The organism is Stenotrophomonas sp. YJH_SMC_29 (assembly GCF_059371235.1).
Genome location: NZ_JCAFUK010000007.1, coordinates 149491 through 171443 on the forward strand (window position 1 = coordinate 149491; position 21953 = coordinate 171443).

The following is a 21953-nucleotide window of genomic DNA, read 5'->3' on the forward strand; positions in this document are numbered from 1 at the left end:
CCATCCCCACCGGAGAACCCCACATGAGCGACACCCTTACCCAACCCATGGAAACCCTGACCGACCTGCGCACCCTGCGGGCACAGCGCAACGAGAAGCTGTTGGGCGATCGCCCCCCCGTCCAGAAAGAAGAAGCCAGGGCGGCCTACGATCAGTCCGTGGGCAAGGACCAGCAGGCCATTGAGGAGCGCCGGCAGCGGTTGCTGGATTGGGCCGAGAAGGCCAGCCCGGAGCAGATCGAGGCCTTGCAGAAGAAGATTCAGGAGACCGACAAGGCCAGGGCCGAAAGCCAACCCGACAACCAGCACGAACAGGTGGCCTTTCAGACCGTCCAGCAGTGGCGCCAGCAGCGTCAGGGGGAAGAGCAGCGCCCTCCCATGCTGACCCGTGAGCATCGGATGGAGAACGGGCCGGGGCGCTTGGGCTACGCCGAGTATGCCCGCACGGCCCCGAAGGAGGCTGCCTTCATGAAGGAATATGAGAAGAACTTCGACTGGGACAAGCACGAGAAGCAGCGCCAGCGGAACGTCTTCAATCAGTAACTCCGCCCCTTCCGACTAAAGACAAAAATTGCCCGGTTCTTCACAGAATCGGGCTTTTTTGCGACTTGACACCCAGTTCTGGTGTGGTTTCCTGAAGGTGTAAGAAGAGTAGGCCGACCTACTCAAGAACATCCCCATGGAGACCGACATGTTGATTGAAGCCCTCAAAGATTTTGCCTTCGCCCACCTGATTCCGCTGGTGGTGACTGCTTTCGTGCTCATCGCAGCCTTCGCCGCGGCCTTCGCCTTCTACCCGCCCGCCGTGCCCGTGCTGTTCAAGGTGCTCATCATGAGCGTATTTGCTTTCGTAGCAGTGGCATTCGTGGCCCGGAGCTCCTTCAACTGATGAGCAGTTCCTACCGGCGTTGTCGCATCTACCTCCGGCGGAGCCTCCGCCGGTTCGAGGGCGACTCGTTTATGGCCGCTCTTCTTCCGACGATCGTCGTCTACATGTTGGGCTGGATCGTCTTCGGCCCCATCCCGGGTTGACGGACGCGGATTCGTCTTTACAACCATGGGGATGAACCCCCGTGAATCTCTCCAGCACCAATTACTCCCCCTGGGTCTCCACCGAACGGAAGTCCTGGTGGACGCCTTGCTGCGTGAGTTCGGCAACGAGCCGCAGCACGCTTCCGTCGTCCTGGCCCGCGCCCACGCCTTGAGCTTGGCGCCCGTCGAGGGACGACGCGGCGACCTGGTCTGGCAGGTTTGCCACGGCGACGCCGACCGAGCTCCCCAGGTGGATCTCCGGTGGGGGCTTCACCGCTTGACCTTCGATGCTCCCGAGAACGCCTCGACCCTAGACATGGTCCGGGCCTTCGAGCGGCGGTTGGGCGACAAGAACGAGCCCATGGCGTTCAGCGCCATTGCTGATCACGTTTCGCGCCTCACCCCTGCCCAGCACACGGGGCTGTTCCATGACCTGTCCATGGCGGCTGAAGAAGCCGGCGTAGCTCGCGCCGACGCGCAACGACTCCAGGAGCATGGCCTCTGGCAAGCCTGGCTGACGGGCGCCTCCCGAGCGGGCCACGAAGCGGCGCTGTTGGCCTGTATCAGCATGGGCGCCAGCGTGCGCATGCCTGATCCCAACGGGAACACGCCACTTCACCATGCGGCGCGGTTCGGCCACGCCCACCTGGTCACCCCCTTGGTGAAAGCCGGTGCGGACGTCTCGACATTGAACGAGCAGGGCTGGGCACCGCTCCACCTCGCATCGCTCCACAAGCACGCCCGCGTCTGCCTGCAGCTGATGGCCCAGGGCGCTAATCCTGAGCAGCCCGGCTGGCGTGGACGCACCCCCACGCGCATGCACCAGCACCAACACCGGCATGAGCAAGCCCAAGCCTTATGACGCCCTGGGCGAGGTGCCCGGCAACGTCGCCCCTTCGCAACCGGTTCGCTACTGGCACCGCGCTTTGCTGGGCGGTGGGTTCGTGTTCGGGGTGGTCTACGTGGGCGCCATGGGCGTTGCCTGGCTCATCCCCAACCCGGATGGCCAGCTCATCCGCTTCACCGATGCCTTGAAGGGTGGCTTGGTCACTGGCTACCACTTCCTGACCGCCGGAATCTCCGTTCGTGGTCCAGCGCGGGAGTTCATCGAACTGGTGTCCTACCACCACCCCCTGGCCACCTGGACGCGAATTGGTGCGTCACTCCTGCTCGCGGGGTATCTGGCCGTCCGAGTGTTCCTGAAGGAAGCCAAGCCGGTGAGCAACACCTGGCACCTGGCGGGCCCGCAGCTGCTGGAAGGAGTGGAGGCCATTGCCGAGGCAAGGCGACGCTCACTGACGCCGAAAGAAGCAGAGGCAGATCCGTTCGCCTTGTCGTTGCATCCCGACCTGATGTTGTCGAAGAAGCAGTGGGCACGTCACGTGCTCCTCACGGGGTCGGTGGGCTCGGGCAAGAGCGTCATCCTCAAGCACATGCTGGAGCAGCTGGTCAGGATGAAGGCGGCCAAGCTGTTCCTCTACGACATCAAGGGGGATTTCACCTCGATCTTCAAGCGTCCCATCATCGTGTCGCCGTTCGACGCACGGTCCTACGTGTGGGACGTGGCCTCTGACGTGCGCACGCCCACCCAGGCGGCTGCCTTCGCGGCTTCCCTGATTCCTGAAGGAGAGGGCAGCTCGAAGTTCTGGACCATGGCCGCCCAGGATCTCCTCATCGGGTGCGTGCGTGAACTGCAGAACACGCAGCCGGGCACCTGGGGCTTCCCAGAGCTGGCCCAGTTGCTGCGGCGGCCTGCGGCGGTGATGTGCGAGGGCATGCGCCACCACTACCCCCGCGGCGCGGCCTTGGTCGTCAACGCCGAGAGCCAGACCACGGCCAGCGTGCTGTCCACGCTGGGGGGCTTCACCCGCCTCATCGACGATCTGGCCACCGCCTGGCCCAAGGTGGGCCAGCGCCGCTTCTCGATGACCGAGTGGATTCGAGACGACTACACCGGCCGCAAACAGGTCATCGTTCAATCGGGACCCGATCCCACGCTGACCAAGGCCTACATCGCGGCCATGATCAACGTGGCGGTTCCGGATCTCATCGGGCCTGCGCTGCCGGACAACGAAAGCGGGCGGGGGCTCTACTTCGTGTTCGATGAGCTCACCAGCGCTGGACGGTTGAACATCGATCCCTTGTTGGCGTTGGGACGCAGCAAGGGCGTTGTGGCCGTCATGGCGGTCCAGGACCATGCCCAGATCGAATTGGTCTACGGCGACAAGACGGCGCAGGCGTTTTCATCCCTGGTGGGCACCCATGTGGTGTGCCAGGTGCAGATGGGGGTGACCCGCGACAAGCTGGCCAGTCAGCTCGGCAAGCACAAGATCGCCTGGCGTTCGCACGAGGACAAGGCGCAGGTTCATGAAGAGAGCAGGGCGCTGATTTCCAGTGGGGAACTCACCGACCGGCTCGGCTTCCGCATAGGAAAGCGCTATGGGCCGGAGAAGTGGGGCGTCGAGGCGATCGTCCAGATGGGAGGGGACGTGCTGTTGCTCGGATGGCCCGGCAGGAGCTACCCCGAAGTGAGGAAAGGACAGGTGCCTGCCGCATGGACCACCAAGCCCGCTGGGCCTGTTGAAGGGGAGGCGACGCAGTCGGAAACGTTGCCAGGCGGGTCGTTTGCCTTCCCCGTCACCCAGGGGGGCGTCGAAGACATTCAGCGCGTGCTGGCCATGACCCCCGAAGAAATCGACGCGCTGTTCAAACGCTAATCGTCTTCTTGCCCATCCTGGTCCGAGAAGTCAGTGAGCGTGTCGCAGTTGAGGCAGTGATACATCTGGGCTGGCTCGTTGAAATACATTCCGCAGAAGCAGCCGCAGAAGGGGCAGCATTCCTCGATCTCGAAATCTGCCCACTTGCACACGCCCAAGTATTCTGGAATGCCATCCTTGTCATACCCCACGATCTCGAAGGCGTCAGCGTTCTTGGGGATGAAGCCGCGGTGGCGTTGAAGCTCGGCCAGGACGTCGTCGACCGAAAGCTGAAACCATTCCCCTCTCTTGCGCTTGTTAGCGAATTTCAGATGTAGCGCCCGTTCCAGGGCGTAGTCGTCATGGACATCCAGCCAGCCCATGAGTTCAAGCGCCGTGGGGTTGCCGGTTTGTAGAGCCACCATCCGTCTCGGGATGTCCTTGGACTTCCCCACCTTGGTCAGTTCATGAGATGGATCGACGACGAAATAGACGGCCATGGCGCCCCTTGCGTGTCTGTGGATTTCTGGGACCTTGGATCATCCCACGGTTTCGGAGGCCCCATGATTAACTGCACACGTATCGATGCCCGCGGCCGCAACAAGGGCAACGGCAACATGTTCGACTACATGCTGGCCACCGAGCGCCTGGCCATCGACAGCGCGGTGGCTTACTACGCTGGCAGCGGGCCCGATCCCCGACAGACGATCAATTGGGGCGGCAGCCTCGCCGCCGGACTCGGCCTGGAAGGGCAGGCGGTCACCCGCGAGGTGATGGAACTGCTGGGCAAGGGCTTCTCGCCCACCGGAAGGCCGTTGTGCAAAAACGCGGGTGAGGAACCCCGGCTGGTCATCAAGACGGATCGCTGGGGCAACGTGCGATTGGACAACGACGGCAAGCCGATGGAGAAGTGGGAGGGCGGCCATCGGGTGGGGTTCGATCTGACCATTTCCGCCCCCGGGGATGTGAGCGTGGCGTTTGCGCTGGCGGACGAGCGCGAGAAGCTGGCCATCCTGGAGGCCCACCGCCAGGCCTGCGCCGTGGCCATGGGCTACATCGAGAGCAAGGTGGAAACCCGACGGGAGAAGGGAGGAAAAGAAGTCATCGGAACACAGGGCCTGGTGTGGACCGCGGCCGATCACGTCAGTAACCGGAACGTGGAGCCCGACCTTCACACCCATCACCTGGTCTACGGGATCTCGAAGGGCGAGGACGGCAAATGGGGCACCTTCGACGCCATCGAAATCTACCGTCACAGGCACGCCGCGGATCACCTCTACAAGGCCGAACTCTACGCCGCGATGAAAGCGTTGGGCTATGGGATTCAGCGGGAACGCGAGGTGGATGTGATGGGGTGCGAGACGGGCCAGATTCTCACCACCATTGCCGGCATCGAGCGGGAGCTCGTGCTCCAGACGAAGACCCGCCGCCAGGAAATCCTGGACTACGTCAAAGAACACCCGTCGGCTAGTCACGACGAAGCCTGCAAGGCCACCCGCAAGAAGAAGGAAGAACCGCCGTTCGAGCAGGTGGTCAGGGACTGGAAGCAGACCTTCGCCAACATCGACCAAGAGAACCCGGGGCTGGTGCCCTCCACCCAATCGCTCAAGCAGACCCAAGGTCGTCACCTCGACCCTCATACGTTTGACGAGGTCTTGAAGCGCATGCACGAGAACGAGGCGATGTTCTGCGAACACGACCTGGTCCGCGAACTGGGGATGGAGTTCGCTGGTCAGAAGAGCGCCGGGGAGGTGCTCAGAATGGTGGAAGAGTTCACCCAGCAGGACGACCTGGTGCGCGTGAAAGCCGAACACCTCCACGAAGACGACCGGGGACAACGGTTGGCGCGCAAGCACCGCGAGGACCGATTCGCCGCCACCTGGATGGTCGAATGGGAGGCCGAGATCATCCGGCGCTCGAAGGAGCGGGAGAACGAGACGGACCTGAAGCTTTTCCGCTCCACAGTGGACCGGGAGATCGCCGCGTATGAGAAGCGCAAGGGGTTCACGCTCACCGAGGAGCAGAAGGCCGCCATCGGCCACCTGACCTACGGAACCGCAGGTGTCGGCGTCATGTCGGGATTGGCAGGGACGGGCAAGACCACGGTGGCCGAGGTCTACAAGCAGTGCTTCGAAGCCGAGGGAAAGCAGCTGATGGGACTGGCGGTGGGTGGTAAAGCCGCCAAGAAGCTAGAAGAGGAGTCCGGGATGCCTTGCATGTCGGTGGCGAAGTTCTTCTCCCAGGTGCGGCAGGGCAAGGTGGCCCTGACGAAGAAGGACGTGGTCGTGCTCGACGAAGCCGGCATGGTGGCCACGGGTGACACCCTGAAGCTCATGACCTACTGCCAGTCGGTGGGAGCCAAGCTCATCATGCAGGGGGACAGTGACCAGCTCCAGCCCATCGCCGCGGGCAACGGCTTCGAACTGGCGAAGATGGCCTTGGGCGACACGAAGCTGACCGAGATCCGCCGGCAGAAGAACGGCGGTGACCTGATCACCGCGAACAGTTTCTACGAGCGCGACCACCACGGGAGGGTCAAGGACATCCGCCGCGGGCACCGCAGCCGGCAAGGCTCACTCGATATGGGTGCGGACATCTTGCAGAACCTCCAGGATCGCGGATGCATCGATGACTTCGGCACGGATAAGCAGGCCATCAAGGCGCTGGTAGACGACTACCTGAAAGACCCCACCCCGATGGACGAGAAGTTGGTTCTGGCCCACACACGGGGCGAGGTCACCACGCTCAACATGTCCATCCGGAAAGGGCTGCAGGAGCAGGGGGTGCTGGACAAGGAGGAAGTCACCTTCCGGTCGATCGTGAAGGGACAATGGGAAGACTTGACGCTGTCCCGGCGAGACCGAGTGATGTTCACGGCGACCAACAACGACCTGGGCGTCATCAACGGCACGGAAGGCACCGTGGAAAGCATCCGTAAGGACAAGGCGGGCGGCTACGACCTGGTGGTGCGCATCGAGGCCTCGAACCCGAAGGAGAACGGGCGCCTCGTGCGGTTCAATACGAGCGAGCACAACGCGCTGGCCCACCGGTATGCCATGACCGTCCACAAGTCCCAAGGGCAAGGCAAGGCAGAGATCTACCACCTGGCCACCAACATGGGCATGCTTGACCAACAATCGGCCTTGGTGGCGTTCACGCGCCTGACCAAGGGCAGCTACCGAATGTATACGACGGACGACGTCATGGAGCGTATGACCGAACGCCTGGGCACCGAACGCCATAAGGAGATGGCGCTGAGCGTAGGTCTATCCGAGACCCAGGCCGCTCCCGTGCGCAACCTGGTCCGGGACGTGGAAGAACTGCTGGCGGGGTTGAAGCCGAAACCCCAGGTGCCGGTGGAAAAGCAGAAAGGGCCCGTGCTTACCCTATGACGCGGCGGGCCAGCAGCAAGAGGCTGGCTCCCACGAGAATCCACGGCCACCACCGGATGCGTTCCGAGGGACGCCTGCTTGGCGTGCCCAAGGTCCATCGGCACTGGAGGGCCAGCCATCGCACGTGTGGCGTCGCTCGACGGTGGGGGTTAATGACGATCCCCGGGGGCTTGGCGTAGACGCGCCAGCCTTCCTTCGACGCCCTCACTCGCCAGGCCTGTTCGTGTGCTTCGGCTTCCGCTCGGGTGGCCGTCACCACGTTCAGCACATGAAACTGGAAGGGGCGGTGCCAGCCGCCTTGGCGCGAGCGGTGCTGTTTCTCCCGCTGATTCGGATTCGAGCTCTGGCCGATGTAGCAGCCCCCGTCGTCGAACAACAGGGCGTAAAGGGTGCGGGGCAGGGCGTGATACTTCTCGCTCCGGCCGAGTTTGTGGCGGTGGGTCATGCTCTATCCGTGAGTGAAGCGACCCACTCACGAATAGATCAGATTCGAGGACTGGCAACCCCTTGCGCGTTCCCCGTGGCGATCTACCGTGGCTTATCGACCTCGAGATGGAACAGCCATGGACAACCGATGGATGCGCGCGGCCCGCGTGGGCGACACCGACGAACTGAGCCAACTCCTGGAGACAGGCATGGATCCTGGCCGCTATGTGATGGTCGATCAGGGCATGGTGTCCCAGATGGCTGAGCAGGTGACGGCGCTCCACCTGGCCGCATTCGGGGGCCACCTCGATGCCTGCCGATTGCTCCTGGCCAATGGCGCGGAAGTGGATGCCCTGACGTTGCCCTTGGAGCGCAGGGAGGGCGGAGACACGCCGCTGATGCGCGCCGTCTGGGGTCGCTCGCTCGCGGTGGCCGAATTGCTGTTGGAGGCTGGGGCGGACGTGGACGACGTCGACGGAATGACGGGGGACGCGCCGTTGCTGGCCGCGGCTCGCTCGGGCCAGCCGTCCATGTGCCAGTTGCTCCTGGGGCACGGCGCGGACCTGGAAACATTCAACCAGGATGGCGAGGGCGCCATGGACCTCGCCGACGATTCGGAAACGCTGGAAGTGCTTCAAGCCTGGCGAGCGTCCAAGAAGGCGGAGCGCTTGGCACAAGCGTGGGCGATGCCGCCTCCTGAGCCAGCGACCCGAGCTCGGCTATAAACGCTTAAAAGAAAAGCCCGGGACCAGCCCGGGCTCTTCGTTTGGGTCAGCAGGGAGCGGGGCTCACCGTTCGCTGACCTGGTGTTGCTGGAGGAGCGCCCCTGCTCCCATCCCAACGGTCGTGTTGTAAATCACATCCAGAACGGCGCCTATAACGTTCTTGAATGTCTTGCCCTTGTTGCCATTACCTGTATTGCTTGAACGGTTTGCTTTCTTCATGACGTATTCCTTCGTGTTGTCATTGTTGTTGCGGGTGTCACCATTCCTGTTTCGGTTGAAGAACCATCCCTTGGTGAGAGCCAAGGCGATGGCGGCTATCGGCGCTACGACCATCGTGATGGGTAGGGAATTGAACCCCCACCCCTCTGCGAAATTGTTGGGGCCGATTATACGCCCCTCGTGCCCGGAATGCAACTGTAAGTGCTTGTAAATTATAGCAATTCAATTAAAATCCAGCAGGCACGATCAAGGGCCCCGAAGGGCCCCTGCCGAGACGGATCACCTCCTTTTTATCGACCCAAACGAATGGAAATCCCGACCCCGCCCATGGGCTTGGTCTTGCCGCTGCCGAAGGACACGCCGGCACTGACGTTGACGCGTTCCGTCAGGCGGGTGGACCAACCCACGGCGATGGCGGCTTCGTTGCCGTAGAAGCCGACGCCGGCACCGATGGCGACTTCACCAACGGCCAGGCCGTAAGGGCCACCGGCCGCTGCCATCTGGGCCATCGCGGCAGTCTGGGCACCAAGGCCGTTGATGCGCTTGTCGGTGTGGTCAAGGCGACGATCAATCTCGATCCACCGGTCATCCAGCGATTGCTGGAGGTTCCACAGTTGCCCACCGTTGACGGCATCCGTGGAGCCTTGCGTTACTCGGCCGTCGGCCACCTGGGTCACCTGCCGGTAGCCCATAGCCACCTGGTTGGATCCCGTGGTGCGGGTGTTGGCGCCGATGGCCACCGAGTTGGTGTGCGTGGCGCTGGCGTTCACACCGAGAGCCGTTCCATTCACCCCAGCCGCCGAGCCAGCGCCCACCGCGGTGCCGTTTCGCTGAGCAACCGTCGCAGAGCCGACAGCAGTAGCGTTGTCCTGCTGGGCCTGCGCGTTGTTGCCGAAGGCAGACGAGGCGCGACCGGAAGCCTGGGCGTTCGGGCCCACAGCGGTGCTGACGTGACCGGTGGCCGAAGATCCGGCGCCGGCTGCCAGGCTTCCGTTGCGCGCGGTGGCTTGCTTGCCCACGGCAGTGGAGAAGGTTCCCTCTGCAATCGCATCCTCACCGATCGCAGTTGTGGCTGGGCCATGCGCGTTGGCGTTTCGACCCACGGCGATGGCACCAGAGTTATTGTCCCCAGGGTTGGTGTCGGGGTTCGCGACGGCGTTCTCGCCGATGGCGATGCTGCCACTTCCTTCCGCAGACGCGTATCGACCTGCGGCAACGCTGCCCAGTCCGTCAGCGTCCACTTGCGCGTTGTCTGAGCCGTCGTTGTTCCCGTTGGCCTGGAAGTAGCGGTTGGACCCAGTGCCCTGTCCATCCTGGCCATCGACGCCATCGCGCCCGTCTTGCCCGGCGGGACCTTGGGGACCCTCTTGACCATCCACTCCGTCACGCCCTTCCTGACCATTGGCGCCGGCAGGGCCTTGCGGGCCCACATCGCCGCGATCGCCCTTGTCGCCGTTCAGTGAGGCCAGCCAGTCGGCTTCCGTTCCCGTGAAGCCATTGGAAACGGCGACCTGGTAGGCGCTGGCACCGGCAGGACCGGCCGGACCCTGCGCGCCGCCGCCCGGGTTCTGCTCAAGGGTATGGAGGCGGCCGTCGAGGTCGTAGATGGCGGCGGTCACGTTGGTGTGCGTGTTGCCGCTCGACAAGGTGATGGTTGGCGGGACGAACACTCCGTTGACGAAGCCCGCACCGCCCCCGATGGCCCCGGCCATGGTGCGCAGCTGGCCAACCGAGGCAGCGTCGGTGTCGTTGATCCCGTTGGCGAGATTCGTCACGCGGCGATAGATGCCATATCCCACGTTGCCAACGCTGACCTCATCCGAATTCGTGCATTCACTGGAGGCGCCCAGGGCAACGCAACCATCGGCGTCTGCCTTCGACATCGCTCCAATGGCTGTGCCGCGAGCACCGGCAGCTGCAGCGCCAGACCCAATGGCGGCGCCGAAGGTCCCGGACACGGAGGTGTTGGAGCCGATGGCGGTCCCGCTGTCCGAGGCGGAAGCGCCTGCGCCAAAGGCAGAAGAGTTAACGCCCGTCGATTCTGCTCTCGCACCCACTGCGGTTGCACTCGGCCCGTTCGCGTGGCTCATGTAGCCCACCGAGGTGGTGCTGCAGCCCTGGGAAGTGGCTTCGTTGCCAACCGCGGTAGCCCCCACACAGGGGTTGCCATCGATCGTGCCGCCATCCGCGAGGGCTCGGGCACCAATGGCCGTGGAGAGGTCCGTGACCGCATTGGCGCCGTCGCCCACAGCAGTGGTTTCGAGGGCGGTCGCGTTGGCGTTGTTGCCAACCTGGACTTGCGCCATCGCTGTGCCCGAGAACAGGCAGGCGAGTAGCGCGATGTGAATGAGAGAGCGTTTCATGGTGGCGAGTCCTCCGATACGAGTAGGGGTGTCTACTCACGAGTAACACGCAGCGGGAAACGCGCAAGGGGGGGGTAGAAGAGCTTCCCGACCCGACTACGGGACCGACAGGAGACCTCATCGGGCCGGGAAGCAGCAGGCAAGGAGAAGGCCTGCCACTTCTTTTCTATACAAGGATTTCGGATTGGCAAGGGGTCTTGCGCGTTTCCGATTTTCCTTTTGCATGAAGAGTAGACCCTTGTGAGTAAGGAGGCCTACTCATGTATTTATGCTTCATCAAGGCGCTGCTGGCGTCTGTCCTATTCTTCGTTGTCACCGTGCCGGCGCATGCCCACGTTCCCACCGACTCGCTCGCCGATGTCCACGGCAAAAAGCCGGGGCTGTTCAAGCGGCTGTTCCACCGCCACAAGGACGCCCCGCAATGGGACGGCGTCCATCCTGACCTTCGGGCCAAGCTGGAACGGATTCAGCAGCAGATGAAAGAGGAGGGCTATGACCTGCGCCTGGCCGAGGGCTACCGGTCGGAGGAACGCCAGGCCGAACTCCTGGCCAGCCAGAAGGGCGTGACCCAGGTTGGCCCTGGTCGCAGTTGCCACAACCATGGCTTCGCCGCGGACATGGTCATCTACAAGCGGGGGCGACCCAGCTGGAACCTCAAGAACGACCACGTTCGCCAAGGCTACGAGCGCTATGGGGAGCTGGCCCAAGCGGCTGGGCTCCGGTGGGGTGGGGCTTGGACCGACTTCAAGGACATGCCCCACGTCGAGCTGCGGGCGCCCTGCCTTCTGGCTATTCGTTCTTATAGGGTGGTGCAGGAGGTGAGGGTGGCGGCCGTGGTGCCCGAGCCCTTGCCACCGCTCTGGCCAGGCCTGGAACCGCTGGCCATCACACCAGTTGAGGTGTGCGAGGGTTTCGTGTGCCGGAGTCAGCTGGAGTGGAACCTGTCCACTTCGATGATGGGCTGGAGCGCGTGGTGGTCGTGGACGATGCCCGTGTTCGAGGAGCCTCAGCAGTGCCCGGTGAGCAACGATTTCAGGACGCCGTGGCGGGCTTGATTGTGTTGCGATGGTGTTGCGACGGGAGTTCCAGATTATTCGCAAGGCCTAGAAAAATGCAGAAAACAGGGGAAATAAGAGTTTTATCTGAACATGCGCCAATGATGCTTCATCAGCGGGGTATGTTCGGCGGACTTGTCTTTGGACATGGGACTCGTGGATCAGGGCATCCGGCCGCGCCGGGCGGCAGCGGCAGCGGAGCGGGTACAGGGCTGTCCATGGTAACTGCTGGGGCCGGCGGGCGCCGCTGCGGTTGGCGGCCATTGCCCGTGGGGAGGCACGCAGTCAGGCGGGAACCAGGGTGATCTGCCGGTGGCTGGCGATGATCTGCATGACGATCTCGAAATAGGTGGGGCCTTCGCCCTGTTGCAGGGCCTGCAGCTGGCGGGCGATGGCCTGGGTATTGAAGCTGCCCGGTGTGTCCAGCTTTGCCTGCAGCCATTGGCAGGTGGCCTCCATGCCCAGTGCCGTGCGGCGGTGGGCGATATCGGCGGCCGGACGTCATACCGCCATCGCGATACACGTCCGTGGATGCCCGGCTTCGCCGTAAATCATCTGCATCAGCCCTATGGATATCAGAGGAACACTCCCGAGTAACACCGATTCGGAATTGCAGTGCAAGGGGCTACCGTCCGTAGTGGCGAAAAATCCATTTTTCATACATGAGGCGGAAGATGGGGCGGCGCGTGCCTCTGGTGGCTTTTTCGTTGCGGAAGTTTCTGCTGGATACCCGGTTGCCGTGCGCCGTCTCCGACCCGCAAAAATAAATCTCAGGGTGGCGTGAACCTCTGCTGGAAAAGGGGTGTCATAAAGGGCTGGGCTGTAGGGTCTATTTGTGCGCTACCTTCACAACGGTCCGCACAGTTTCATATTATTGGATCGAAATAAGAATATCGGCCCATAAAGTTTCCCCTGGCTGCGCCGCCATCGATCGTACGGCCATGATCAAGGGAATTGAGATGCTCGCCTTACGCAACCTCCGAGTAGGATCCCGGCTGGGCGCCGGGTTTGGTTTGCTGCTGCTGTTCATCGTGGCCATCGTTGGCCTAGCGCTGTACGGAAATCACCTGAAGTCCGCCCAGTTCGAGAAAGTGGTGGACGTCAACATGGTGAAGATGCGGCTGTTGAACGACATGCTGGATACCAACAACGCGGTGTTGATGCACCGCCGGCTGATGGTGATCAAGCGCGGCGAGGATTTCGACAGGGATTATCAGAAGGCGCAGGAGCTGTCGCAGACCTACGACGGTATCTGGGCCCGGTACATCAAGATCCCGCGCGATGCCACCGGCGATACCCTGGTGGCGAAAATCGACGCGGCACGCAAGGCCACAGACGCCTCCACCCAGCATCTGCATGAGCGCATGAAGGTCGGTGATTTCGACGGTGCGGCCAAGGAACTGCTGGCCGAGCAAGGGCTGGCAACCGCGTGGAACGAGGCCATCTCGGCCCTGCTGCGGCATCAGGAGGCACTCACCGAGCGCAGCCGCGAGGAATACCGTTCAACCGAATCCTGGACCGGCACGTTGTCGATCGTGTTCGGTGTGCTGAGCCTGATACTGGGTTCGCTGGCCGCATGGGCCATCACCCGCAGCCTGACCCGCCCGCTGGAGGGTGCGGTGAAGCTGGCCGACGGCATCGCCAATGGGCGGCTCGACAACAGCATCGACGCGTCCGGCAACGATGAGGTGACGCAGCTGCTCAGGTCCATGCAGCGCATGCAGGCGCAGTTGCAGTCGGTGATGGCGGCGCAGGGCGAGCTGGCCCGCCAGCACGATGCAGGCAGCCTCAGCTATCGCATGGACGAGAGTACCTTCCCCGGCGACTACGGGCGCATGGTGCACGAGACCAATGCGCTGGTCGGTTCGCACGTGCAGGTGCAGAACCGGCTGATCGAGGTGATGAAGCACTACGCCCGTGGCGACCTGTCGGTGGACATGGATGCGCTGCCGGGCGAGAAGGCGGCGATCACACAGGCCATGGACGAGACCAAGACCAGCCTGTCGGCGATCAACGGTGAGATCCGCCGGCTGGCGACGGCAGCGGCGGCGGGTGACTTCAGCCTGCGCGGCGATGAAGATCGCTTCGCCTATGATTTCCGCGACATGGTGGCCGGGCTCAATCGCCTGATGCAGACCACCGACGAGAACCTGCTGCAGGTGTCGACCCTGCTGCAGGCGATCTCGCGCGGTGACCTGACCGTGCGCATGCAGGGCGACTTCCACGGTGTGTTCGCCCGCATGCGCGATGACTGCAACGCCACCGTCGATCAGCTCACGCAGATTGTAGGCCGCATCCAGTCCAGCGCATCCAGCATCAACCTGGCAGCAGGCGAGATTGCCTCGGGCAACACCGATCTGTCACGGCGCACCGAGCAGCAGGCGGCGAACCTGGAAGAGACGGCTGCGTCGATGGAGGAACTGACCTCCACGGTGAAACAGAACGCCGAACACGCACGCCAGGCCAACCAGCTCGCGATCGGCGCGCACGGTGTCGCCTCGCAGGGCGGCGAAGTGGTCGGGCAGGTGGTCACCACGATGTCGGCCATCGAAGCCTCGTCGAAGAAGATCGCTGAGATCATCTCGGTCATAGATGGCATTGCATTCCAGACCAACATCCTGGCCCTGAATGCGGCGGTGGAGGCTGCGCGTGCTGGCGAGCAGGGCAGGGGCTTTGCGGTGGTGGCCAGTGAGGTGCGCACGCTGGCACAGCGCTCGGCCGGCGCGGCCAAGGAGATCAAGGGCCTGATCGAGGAGTCGGTCGGCAAGGTCGCCGATGGATCGGCGCTGGTCCGCCAGGCTGGCACCACCATGGGCGAGATCGTGGCCTCGGTGCAGCGCGTGACCGACATCATGGCCGAGATCTCTGCCGCATCGCAGGAGCAGAGCTCGGGCATCGAACAGGTCAACCAGGCGGTGGTGCAGATGGACGAGACCACGCAGCAGAACGCGGCGCTGGTGGAAGAAGCCAGCGCGGCGGCGCGTTCCATGGAGGAGCAGGCCAACCTGCTGGCCGAGGCGGTTTCGGTGTTCCGCACCGGTGCGGCGACGGCGGCCGCTGCGGCGCGCCCGGTTCTGGCCGCGGTCACCGCGAAGGTGACGCCGGTACGTAGGCCGGCGGTGCTTGCGCCACGCATCGAGCCGACGCTGGCGGCCAACGCAGGGGGTTGGGAAGAGTTCTAGCAGGGGAGCCTGCCATCAGGGAGACGGCGCCCATCACGATGGCTGATCGTGATGGGCGCGGATTTTTTCCTGAACGCGCGATGGCCGGTGAGCTGCCCGGCACGCGCATTTCACCTCCGGTTGCCAGGCCCGGGAGGACACTTGCGCCATACCGGAACTCAGGAGATGGCGATGAAGACCTCGACCCGATTGCTTGTGCTGGGCACCCTGCTGGCGGCATCGTCGGTGGCCGGCGCACAGACCTATGGGCCGCGCGACGAAGGACGCCGCTTCAACGACGGCAGCCGCGTGGTCTGCAAGAACGTGGAAGTGCAGCGCAACTCACGCGATCCCAACCGTATCGCCGGTACGGCCACCGGCGCAGTGATCGGCGGCCTGCTGGGCAACCAGGTGGGCGGCGGCAATGGCAAGAAGCTCGCCACCGTGGCAGGCGCCGTGGCCGGTGGTGCGGCGGGTCGGCAGATCCAGGGCAACCAGCAGCAGAAGAACGGCGATCGCGTGGTCGAACGCCGCTGCGAACGCGTCTATCGCTGATCGGTTGCTGTCACACACCATTCAGCCCTTCCACGTCGCAGTACTTGAACGCCGGCCCTGTGCCGGCGTTCGTCGTTTCGGACCGGTATCGCTGGCTCCAGTGTCGTGTCTATACTGCGCCGACTCAACGGATGAACGCCCAGTGAACGAATCGGCACCAGCTCCCCAACCGGCACCGCTAGCCGGGCATGACCCGATACCGGAAGCGACTGCCCATCCCCATCGCGTGCGTGATCGCACTGATGAACTGGAGCTCTTCATTTCGGGCCTGCTGGCGTTCGCGCTGCTGGCCGTGCCCGGTTATCTGTTCGACGCCTGGGCGCGCAGCAGCCTGCACACCGAAGGCATGTACTTCCAGATGCTCTGGTTCGGTTTCAGCATCAGTGTTGGCATGTGCTATGTGCTGGCAGTGGCCTTGATCATCCACCTGACGGTGCGCGGCTACTGGATCGGGCTGATCGGCCTCAGGTCGCACTTCCCCGATGGCATTGACTGGGCGCGCCTGCCAAGAATGGGGGCGGTCACGCGCGCCTTCCTGCAGGCCCGGGATGGAGGCCTCGATGGCAGCATCGAACGTGCCGATCGGCTGGCGACGATGCTGTTCTCGACCACTCTGCTTGCGGTGCAGACATTGGCGGGCACGCTGGTGTTGGCCGTTCTGACGCTCGGTGTGTCGATGGTGATCGGCGCGCTGTCCGGTGGCGCCGATCATGTCGCCATGCTTGCCCTGTGCAGCGTGCTGGCCGCAATGCTGGCACTGGCCGTGACCCCCGGTATCCTGGAAAAGATCGTGGCGCGGCGGCGCGCGCGCGGGCAGCCCCATGAACGACCGCAGCGACTGCTGGAGGGCATGCTGTCGGCACTGCAACGGGTTCCGCTGTTGCGCCTGATGCAGGCCATGCAGCTGACCATGCAGAGCAACCTGCGCTCGCGTTCGTTCATGGCGGCCTACCTGTTCGCGGTGCTGGTAGCGATGCTGCTGGCGGCCGTGCAGGTGATGGCGTCGTTGAAGTTCTCGCTGTTCAACCGCTATCAGATCGTCACGGAAGCGGCGGTTGAGCACGGCATGCTGAGTGCGCATTACGAATCGATGCGTTCGGCGCATGACCAGCTGCTGCCGTATCCGATGATCCCGTCGGACACGATCAGCGGTGCGCAGCTTCGCGTGTTCATTCCGCATCGCCCGCAACGCGACAATCCGCTGGCGCGCCAGCATTGCACCGCACTTCCGGACGCGCGCAATGAGGCGGCGGGGCAACAGGCCGCCAATGCCGCAGTGGAGTGCCTTTCCCGGCTCTGGCAGGTCAAGCTGGACGGCACCCCGGTCGACCTGCAGGGCTTCGTGCCCATGGAGCGGCGTGACCTGGATATGCGCGGCCTGGTGGGCTATCTGCCTACCCGGGGGCTCGCGCCCGGGCGCCATGACCTGGAACTGGTGTGGAATGCCACAGGCGGCGAGCGCGGGGGCGGACGGCGTCGCACGTTCCGCATCCCGTTCTGGTACGCCCCGGACCCCTGAACGTTGGATCGATGCGGCCATGCCGCGCCGCTTGAACAGGCCGCTTACGACTTAATCCCCTCCGTCCCCTTTTCGGGCGAGGAGGCGCCAGGTGGCGAGGCTGCCGTAGAGCAGCAGCAGGACGGTGAGGGTGATCAGTTCGTGGCTGACGTCGGCCAGGCGGGCGTCCATCTGGTTCAGGCGGACCATCAAGTTGATGCCCGAGGTGGTCGGCAGCAGCTGTGCCAGCCAGACCAGCGGTTGCGGCGTCATCACCGCCGGCCATGACAGGTTGGCCAGGAAGAACAGCGGGATCGAGGTGGCGATGATGTACTGGAAGGCGCGCTCGCGGGTGCGGAAGAAGCTGCCCACGAACAGGCCGAAGGCCACGGTGGCAGCGATGAACAGCGTGCCCCCCAGCAGCTGGCCCGGCGGGTTGCCACCGCGTGGATAGTCCTGCACCCAGGCAGTGAAACCGGCATACCAGAACAGGCCGAACAGGCCGATCAGGCCGAAGCCCAGTGCCATGCCGGCCAGCGTCGGCAGGTCGAAGCGCAGGCGCCGGCCGAGTGCAAGGCGGCGGCCGCCGAGCAGGACGCCGATGCCCATCAGCAGCGTCTGGTGCACGATCAGTTCGGCCACGCCGGGTACGATGGCGCTGCCATAGCCTTCCTGCGTGTTGTACAGCGGGCGCTGCACAAGCGTGACCGGCGGTGCCTGCGGTGCACCCATGAAGGCGGCCTGGCCGACCACGGCATCACGCCCGAACGCACCCAGCGCATCAGCCACGCTGCCCAGCACCCAGCTGGCGCGGCCCAGGTAGGCACCGTTGCCAAGCAATACCAGTTTGGCCGGATGGCCGCGCAGGATGTCGCGTTCCAGGTTGGCCGGGATCACGACGATGCCTTCGGCATGGCCGGCTTCGAGCTGCCGGCGTGCGCTGTCGACGTCCGCCGGTTGCCCGACCACGCGCGCGACGCGCAGTGCGTCGAGCTTGCGCAGCAGCTCGCGGCTGGTCGCGCTGTGGTCTTCGTCCACCACCAGCACCGGCAGGTTGCCGGCCACCTGGTGCCGGTAGGCGGCTGGATAGAAGAACGAGTACAGGATCACCGCACCGACCATCACCACGATCGCGTAGCGGTCGCAGAGCACCGCCATCAAGGTCTGCCGCAGGCTGCGCCAGAGTGCGCTCATGCGTCGGCCCCTGCGGGTCGTGCGGCGGCGGGTGTGCGTGCAAAGGCGATCAGGCGCAGGCCGCCAATGCCACCTGCGACCCCCGCCATCAGCAGCAATGTGGCCAACGGCCCCAGCGAAACCTGCAGCGGCGAACCGATGAACTGCTGCTGGGTCTGCAGCTTGATGTAGGCGCTGAGGGGCAGCAGCTGATGCCAGACGCGGGTGAACAAGGGACCGTCGAGCACCGGGAAGGTGGCGCTGGAGAATGCCAGCGCGGTGCCGATGCTGAGGCCGACCGCCGACAGCGCGGTACCCATGTCGCGGGTGACGCCGACGAAGAACAATGCGTAGGCGGCCGTGGCCAGGTAGAACAGCGGCTGTGCGAGCAGCAGCAGGAATACGCTGCCCGCCACGCCATCGCCACGCAGCCAGGCCAGGTAGCCGATGCCGAGCGCGCCATACACCGAGAACAGCAGGATGTACGGCGCGACCTTGCCGGCAATCGCCGCCCACGGCGCGCGGCCCAGCCAGGCGGGCAGGGTGCCGTCGCGGATCTCGCGTCCAAGGCTGCCGGCCACCGCAAGTGCCAGTACCAGCGACAATACCGCCGGGAAGATCAACGGCAGCAGGAACAGCTCGTAGCTGCGCGCCGGGTTGTACAGAATGTCCGACTGCACCGCGATGGGTGCCGCGCGCAGCTTGCCCGGGCCGACCTGCAGGCCGATGCGCTCGCGCAGCAGGCGTGCGTTCCATGCGGAAACCGCGTCGCCGATGTCGCGCGACGCCGACTGGCCGGTGGTCATGTAGGTAGCGTTGTAATAGGCAAACACCGTGCCCTGGCGCCCACGCAGCGCCTGCCGGGTGACATCGCGCGGCACCAGCACGATCGCGAACACGTCCAGCCTGCGCAGCTGCGAACGTGCTTCTTCCAGATCGATCGGCTGGCTGGCGACGCGCACGCCGGGACTGGCGTCGAGCATGCGCAGCAGCAGGCGGCTGTCACCGCTGTGGTCGAGGTCGACCACGGCGATCGGGATATCGCGCATCACCGAGGGCGTGAACATCCATGCCATCACCGCCAGCATCAGCAGCGGCAGCAGGGTGACCAGCATCAGGTCGGCGCGGTTGCTGCGCAGCGACCGCAGCTCGCGCCGCCAGGAAGCGGAGAAGCCAGCCTGGCCGGGGCTCAGTGCTGGGGCCATGCGAACAGCACGCTCATGCCAGGGCGGAAGCCCTCGATGCGGCGTACCGGGCGCACCCGCACCTCGAAGCTGCGGACATCGTAGCCGGACGACTGGCGGGTGGTACGCCAGGTCGCATAGTCGCCAGCCGGGTTGATGAAATAGACCTCGAACTCGCCGTCCTGGCCGAGCGCGGGCACGCTGCCTTTCAGCTTGCTGCCGACCTTCAGGCCCTGCATCTGCGATTCGCGCAGGTTCATCGCCACCCACATGCGGTCGATGTCGACCAGGGTGAACACCGGGTAGCCGGCCGGCACCAGTTCGCCCGGGTCGGCCATGCGCTTGTTGATCTCGCCCGCCACCGGCGCGCGTCCTTCCACTTCGACACGCGCGGCGTTGACTTCGGCCACCGCGCCCTCGGCCTGCTGCACCTGGCCCTGCGCGGCGCGCTTGTCCTGCTCACGCGCGCCGGCCAGGGCCATGTCGTACTGCGCGCGTGCGGCACGGGCCAGCTCACGCGAACTGGTGGCCTGGGCCTGCGCTTCATCACGCTTCTGCCGGGTCATCACCCCTTCGTTGAACAGGTTCTGCACGCGCTGGTAGGTCGCTTCGGCCAGCGTCGCGCCTGCTTCGGCGCGCCTCCAGTTCGCTTCGGCGGCGCGGATGTCTTCGCTGCGCGCGCCTTCGTCGGCCTTGTCGGCCACTGCCTGCGCAGCGGCCAATGCGCCATGCGCCTGCTGTTCCTTGGCGGCCACTTCGGGGCTGTCGAGCAGGAACAGCACCTGCCCGGCCTGCACGCGGTCGCCCTCGCGCACCTTCAGTTCGGCCACGCGCGCGGTGATCTTGGCGGCCACGTTGATCGTGTCCGCATCGGCCATGCCCTGGATCTGGTCGCCAGGGCTGCGCCAGGCCAGCCACAGGCCGAGCACCACCACGACCAGCAGCACCACCACCAGGATCGGTCCCAACCGGCGCTTGCCCGGGGGCGTCGTCGCATCGTCGTGCAGCACATCACTCATGGTCGATCACCTCGTCCGCACGCCGCCGGAACTCTTCGAAACGGTCCATCTGTCCACTGACCTCCAGCAACTGTGCCAGCGCAATATCGTATTGGTAGGCGGCCTGTGCGCGCTCGACACGGGCGCCGCCCAGGCCGAGCCGCGCGTCGATCACATCCAGCGAGGTGGCCTGGCCTTCGCGGAACGCCAGCTCCTGCAGGCGCAGGTTTTCCTGCGCCTGGGCGATGCTGCTGTCGAGCAGCACGTACTGCTGGCGTGCGGTTTCCAGCTCGTTCCAGGCCTTGCGCACGCCCAGTGCGACCTGGTTCTCGGCCTCGCGCAGGCCGGCTTCGGCCTGGTCCTGCTGCGCACGCGCGGCGCTGATCTGCGCCGGCCGCGAGTTCGGCGACAGGAAGGTGTACTTCAGGCCGATGCCGAATGCCCAGTCCGGATCGGTCAGCATCTCGTCGCGGCGGCGGAAGTCGTACTGGCCGAAGGCGAAGATCTGTGGCTTCAGCTTGGCCTGCTGCACGCGCACGCCCTGTTCGGCCTGCGCCACCATCGCCCGCAGGCGCGCGATCTGTGGCTGCCGTGCCTGCGCGGTGCGCTCGAAGCTGGCAACCGGTTCCAGCGGCGCACGCTGCACGAACAGCGGCGACACCGGCTGCACCTCGCCGCCACTGCGCAGCAGCGTGGCCAGTGCGGCCTTGAGCGTGGCCAGGTCGTTCACTGTCTTCTGGTACTCACGCTCGGCCTTGTCGCGGGCCACGGTGGCCTGCAGGCGCTGGGCGCGGGTGGCGAAACCCTCGCGTTCCAGCTTCTCTGCGTCGGACAGGTGGCGGTTGAGGCCATCGCGCACATCGCGGCGCACGTCCACCGCCTGCTCGGCCAGGCGCTGCCCGAAGTAGGCCTGGGCCAGCTGCACGGTCAGCGATTGGCGTTGTGCTTCGCGCTCGGCGCTGGCCTGCTCGTGGGCGGCACTGGCCGCACGCTGCGCGGCCGGGATCACGCCGCCGGTGTACAGCGGCAACACTGCGGTGACCACTGGACGGGTGCGCCAGTCGCGCTCGGTGAACGACAGCGGCGAATCGATGCCGAAGGCTTCAGCCACCGGCGCCAGTGAGCCCAGCGGCAGGGTGAGCGTCTTCTGGAACTGCAGGCGGCGCACTTCGCCGGTGATCTCCGGCAGGCGCAGCAGCCGGGTGGCGTCCTGCAGGTCCTGCTTGTTGCGCACGGCGGCATCGGCAGCGGCCAACGCATCGGAGACCTGCTCCAGGCGTTGCCGTGCCTGTTCCCAGTCCAATGCCGGTGCGTCGCTGGTCGTCTGCGCGGGTGCCGCGAATGGCAGGCACGCTGCCAGCGCCAGCACGGCCTTCGCGCGGTGCGTCCCTGTACGTCGGCCGATCACGCCCATGCCGTCCCAGTGGTAAAGAAGTGCGCAAAAGGTAGTGCGCCTGGTGTGAAGCCGGGGTCTGCG

The 21953-nt window shown here is 64.8% G+C and carries 18 protein-coding genes and 1 pseudogene; 10 read left to right on the forward strand and 9 right to left on the reverse strand.

The window, feature by feature from the left end:
- Positions 1 to 23 precede the first annotated feature (23 nt).
- From AC5P9I_RS10015 to AC5P9I_RS10030, 4 genes are all read left to right on the forward strand, one after another.
- Entirely contained in the window at positions 24 to 542 is a 519-nt protein-coding gene (locus AC5P9I_RS10015; protein WP_495217209.1) for a hypothetical protein, read from the forward strand.
- Positions 543 to 690: 148 nt separating this feature from the next.
- On the forward strand, positions 691 to 888 hold the full coding sequence (locus tag AC5P9I_RS10020) for a hypothetical protein (RefSeq protein WP_481527082.1): 198 nt from the start codon (positions 691 to 693) through the stop codon (positions 886 to 888).
- A gap of 240 nt (positions 889 to 1128) precedes the next feature.
- A complete protein-coding gene (locus tag AC5P9I_RS10025; RefSeq protein ID WP_481527081.1) occupies positions 1129 to 1893 on the forward strand; it encodes an ankyrin repeat domain-containing protein in 765 nt (254 codons plus the stop codon).
- On the forward strand, positions 1871 to 3748 hold the full coding sequence (locus AC5P9I_RS10030; RefSeq protein WP_495217210.1) for a helicase HerA-like domain-containing protein: 1878 nt from the start codon (positions 1871 to 1873) through the stop codon (positions 3746 to 3748). Before AC5P9I_RS10025 ends, AC5P9I_RS10030 begins: the two co-directional genes overlap by 23 nt.
- Here the strand turns inward: AC5P9I_RS10030 and AC5P9I_RS10035 are convergent.
- Complete coding sequence (locus AC5P9I_RS10035; RefSeq protein WP_481527080.1) at positions 3745 to 4227, reverse strand: GIY-YIG nuclease family protein; 483 nt, start codon at positions 4225 to 4227, stop codon at positions 3745 to 3747. The two genes, AC5P9I_RS10030 and AC5P9I_RS10035, sit on opposite strands and share 4 nt — an antisense overlap.
- Positions 4228 to 4290: 63 nt before the next feature.
- Between AC5P9I_RS10035 and mobF the strand changes: the two genes are divergently transcribed.
- Positions 4291 to 7119 (forward strand): MobF family relaxase, encoded by a 2829-nt coding sequence (gene mobF / locus AC5P9I_RS10040; RefSeq protein ID WP_481527079.1) that lies wholly within the window; start codon positions 4291 to 4293, stop codon positions 7117 to 7119.
- Here the strand turns inward: mobF and AC5P9I_RS10045 are convergent.
- Positions 7109 to 7564: a GIY-YIG nuclease family protein gene (locus AC5P9I_RS10045; protein ID WP_481527078.1), complete on the reverse strand. Its 456-nt coding sequence runs from the start codon at positions 7562 to 7564 to the stop codon at positions 7109 to 7111. The genes mobF and AC5P9I_RS10045 overlap by 11 nt on opposite strands.
- Positions 7565 to 7682: 118 nt before the next feature.
- Between AC5P9I_RS10045 and AC5P9I_RS10050 the strand changes: the two genes are divergently transcribed.
- On the forward strand, positions 7683 to 8270 hold the full coding sequence (locus AC5P9I_RS10050) for an ankyrin repeat domain-containing protein (RefSeq protein ID WP_481527077.1): 588 nt from the start codon (positions 7683 to 7685) through the stop codon (positions 8268 to 8270).
- 63 nt (positions 8271 to 8333) lie between these two features.
- On the opposite strand, the gene AC5P9I_RS10055 is transcribed toward AC5P9I_RS10050, so the two are convergent.
- Together AC5P9I_RS10055 and AC5P9I_RS10060 are read right to left on the reverse strand one after the other, a co-directional pair.
- On the reverse strand, positions 8334 to 8489 hold the full coding sequence (locus AC5P9I_RS10055; protein WP_481527076.1) for a hypothetical protein: 156 nt from the start codon (positions 8487 to 8489) through the stop codon (positions 8334 to 8336).
- Between the two features lie 290 nt (positions 8490 to 8779).
- Complete coding sequence (locus tag AC5P9I_RS10060) at positions 8780 to 10852, reverse strand: YadA-like family protein (protein WP_481527075.1); 2073 nt, start codon at positions 10850 to 10852, stop codon at positions 8780 to 8782.
- 260 nt (positions 10853 to 11112) lie between these two features.
- Here AC5P9I_RS10060 and AC5P9I_RS10065 point away from each other — a divergent pair, with 260 nt between their 5' ends.
- Positions 11113 to 11907, forward strand: coding sequence for a M15 family metallopeptidase (locus AC5P9I_RS10065; protein WP_481527074.1), 795 nt, complete (start codon positions 11113 to 11115; stop codon positions 11905 to 11907).
- Positions 11908 to 12192: 285 nt separating this feature from the next.
- On the opposite strand, the pseudogene AC5P9I_RS10070 reads toward AC5P9I_RS10065, so the two are convergent.
- Positions 12193 to 12396: pseudogene (locus AC5P9I_RS10070) on the reverse strand (barstar family protein); the annotation flags it as partial.
- A 470-nt stretch (positions 12397 to 12866) separates the two neighbouring features.
- Between AC5P9I_RS10070 and AC5P9I_RS10075 the strand changes: the two are divergent.
- The 3 genes from AC5P9I_RS10075 to AC5P9I_RS10085 all read left to right on the forward strand — a co-directional run bounded on the left by AC5P9I_RS10075 (position 12867) and on the right by AC5P9I_RS10085 (position 17142).
- The gene (locus AC5P9I_RS10075) at positions 12867 to 15089 is read left to right on the forward strand and encodes a methyl-accepting chemotaxis protein (RefSeq protein WP_049464916.1); all 2223 of its coding nucleotides are present in this window, start codon (positions 12867 to 12869) and stop codon (positions 15087 to 15089) included.
- 165 nt (positions 15090 to 15254) lie between these two features.
- A complete protein-coding gene (locus tag AC5P9I_RS10080; protein ID WP_049464899.1) occupies positions 15255 to 15623 on the forward strand; it encodes a glycine zipper 2TM domain-containing protein in 369 nt (122 codons plus the stop codon).
- Positions 15532 to 17142: a hypothetical protein gene (locus AC5P9I_RS10085; RefSeq protein WP_176422011.1), complete on the forward strand. Its 1611-nt coding sequence runs from the start codon at positions 15532 to 15534 to the stop codon at positions 17140 to 17142. Before AC5P9I_RS10080 ends, AC5P9I_RS10085 begins: the two co-directional genes overlap by 92 nt.
- A 51-nt stretch (positions 17143 to 17193) precedes the next feature.
- On the opposite strand, the gene AC5P9I_RS10090 is transcribed toward AC5P9I_RS10085, so the two are convergent.
- From AC5P9I_RS10090 to AC5P9I_RS10105, 4 genes are read right to left on the reverse strand one after another with little or no spacing between them, the layout of a single operon-like run.
- Entirely contained in the window at positions 17194 to 18315 is a 1122-nt protein-coding gene (locus tag AC5P9I_RS10090) for an ABC transporter permease (protein WP_049464896.1), read from the reverse strand.
- Positions 18312 to 19499, reverse strand: coding sequence for an ABC transporter permease (locus AC5P9I_RS10095; RefSeq protein WP_049464894.1), 1188 nt, complete (start codon positions 19497 to 19499; stop codon positions 18312 to 18314). Before AC5P9I_RS10095 ends, AC5P9I_RS10090 begins: the two co-directional genes overlap by 4 nt.
- Positions 19484 to 20497 carry an HlyD family secretion protein gene (locus AC5P9I_RS10100; protein WP_049464893.1) on the reverse strand — a complete coding sequence of 338 codons (1014 nt, stop codon included), beginning with the start codon at positions 20495 to 20497 and terminating at the stop codon, positions 19484 to 19486. Before AC5P9I_RS10100 ends, AC5P9I_RS10095 begins: the two co-directional genes overlap by 16 nt.
- On the reverse strand, positions 20490 to 21890 hold the full coding sequence (locus tag AC5P9I_RS10105) for a TolC family protein (RefSeq protein WP_053462495.1): 1401 nt from the start codon (positions 21888 to 21890) through the stop codon (positions 20490 to 20492). Before AC5P9I_RS10105 ends, AC5P9I_RS10100 begins: the two co-directional genes overlap by 8 nt.
- Positions 21891 to 21953 lie beyond the last annotated feature (63 nt).

Coding starts and splice junctions, on each gene's coding strand:
- AC5P9I_RS10015 (WP_495217209.1), top strand. CDS start 24: ATGAGCGACACCCTTACCCAACCCATGGAAACCCTGACCGACCTGCGC.
- AC5P9I_RS10020 (WP_481527082.1), top strand. CDS start 691: ATGTTGATTGAAGCCCTCAAAGATTTTGCCTTCGCCCACCTGATTCCG.
- AC5P9I_RS10030 (WP_495217210.1), top strand. CDS start 1,871: ATGAGCAAGCCCAAGCCTTATGACGCCCTGGGCGAGGTGCCCGGCAAC.
- AC5P9I_RS10035 (WP_481527080.1), bottom strand. CDS start 4,227: ATGGCCGTCTATTTCGTCGTCGATCCATCTCATGAACTGACCAAGGTG.
- mobF (WP_481527079.1), top strand. CDS start 4,291: ATGATTAACTGCACACGTATCGATGCCCGCGGCCGCAACAAGGGCAAC.
- AC5P9I_RS10045 (WP_481527078.1), bottom strand. CDS start 7,564: ATGACCCACCGCCACAAACTCGGCCGGAGCGAGAAGTATCACGCCCTG.
- AC5P9I_RS10050 (WP_481527077.1), top strand. CDS start 7,683: ATGGACAACCGATGGATGCGCGCGGCCCGCGTGGGCGACACCGACGAA.
- AC5P9I_RS10055 (WP_481527076.1), bottom strand. CDS start 8,489: ATGAAGAAAGCAAACCGTTCAAGCAATACAGGTAATGGCAACAAGGGC.
- AC5P9I_RS10060 (WP_481527075.1), bottom strand. CDS start 10,852: ATGAAACGCTCTCTCATTCACATCGCGCTACTCGCCTGCCTGTTCTCG.
- AC5P9I_RS10065 (WP_481527074.1), top strand. CDS start 11,113: ATGTATTTATGCTTCATCAAGGCGCTGCTGGCGTCTGTCCTATTCTTC.
- AC5P9I_RS10075 (WP_049464916.1), top strand. CDS start 12,867: ATGCTCGCCTTACGCAACCTCCGAGTAGGATCCCGGCTGGGCGCCGGG.
- AC5P9I_RS10080 (WP_049464899.1), top strand. CDS start 15,255: ATGGCGATGAAGACCTCGACCCGATTGCTTGTGCTGGGCACCCTGCTG.
- AC5P9I_RS10090 (WP_049464896.1), bottom strand. CDS start 18,315: ATGAGCGCACTCTGGCGCAGCCTGCGGCAGACCTTGATGGCGGTGCTC.
- AC5P9I_RS10095 (WP_049464894.1), bottom strand. CDS start 19,499: ATGGCCCCAGCACTGAGCCCCGGCCAGGCTGGCTTCTCCGCTTCCTGG.
- AC5P9I_RS10100 (WP_049464893.1), bottom strand. CDS start 20,497: ATGAGTGATGTGCTGCACGACGATGCGACGACGCCCCCGGGCAAGCGC.
- AC5P9I_RS10105 (WP_053462495.1), bottom strand. CDS start 21,890: ATGGGCGTGATCGGCCGACGTACAGGGACGCACCGCGCGAAGGCCGTG.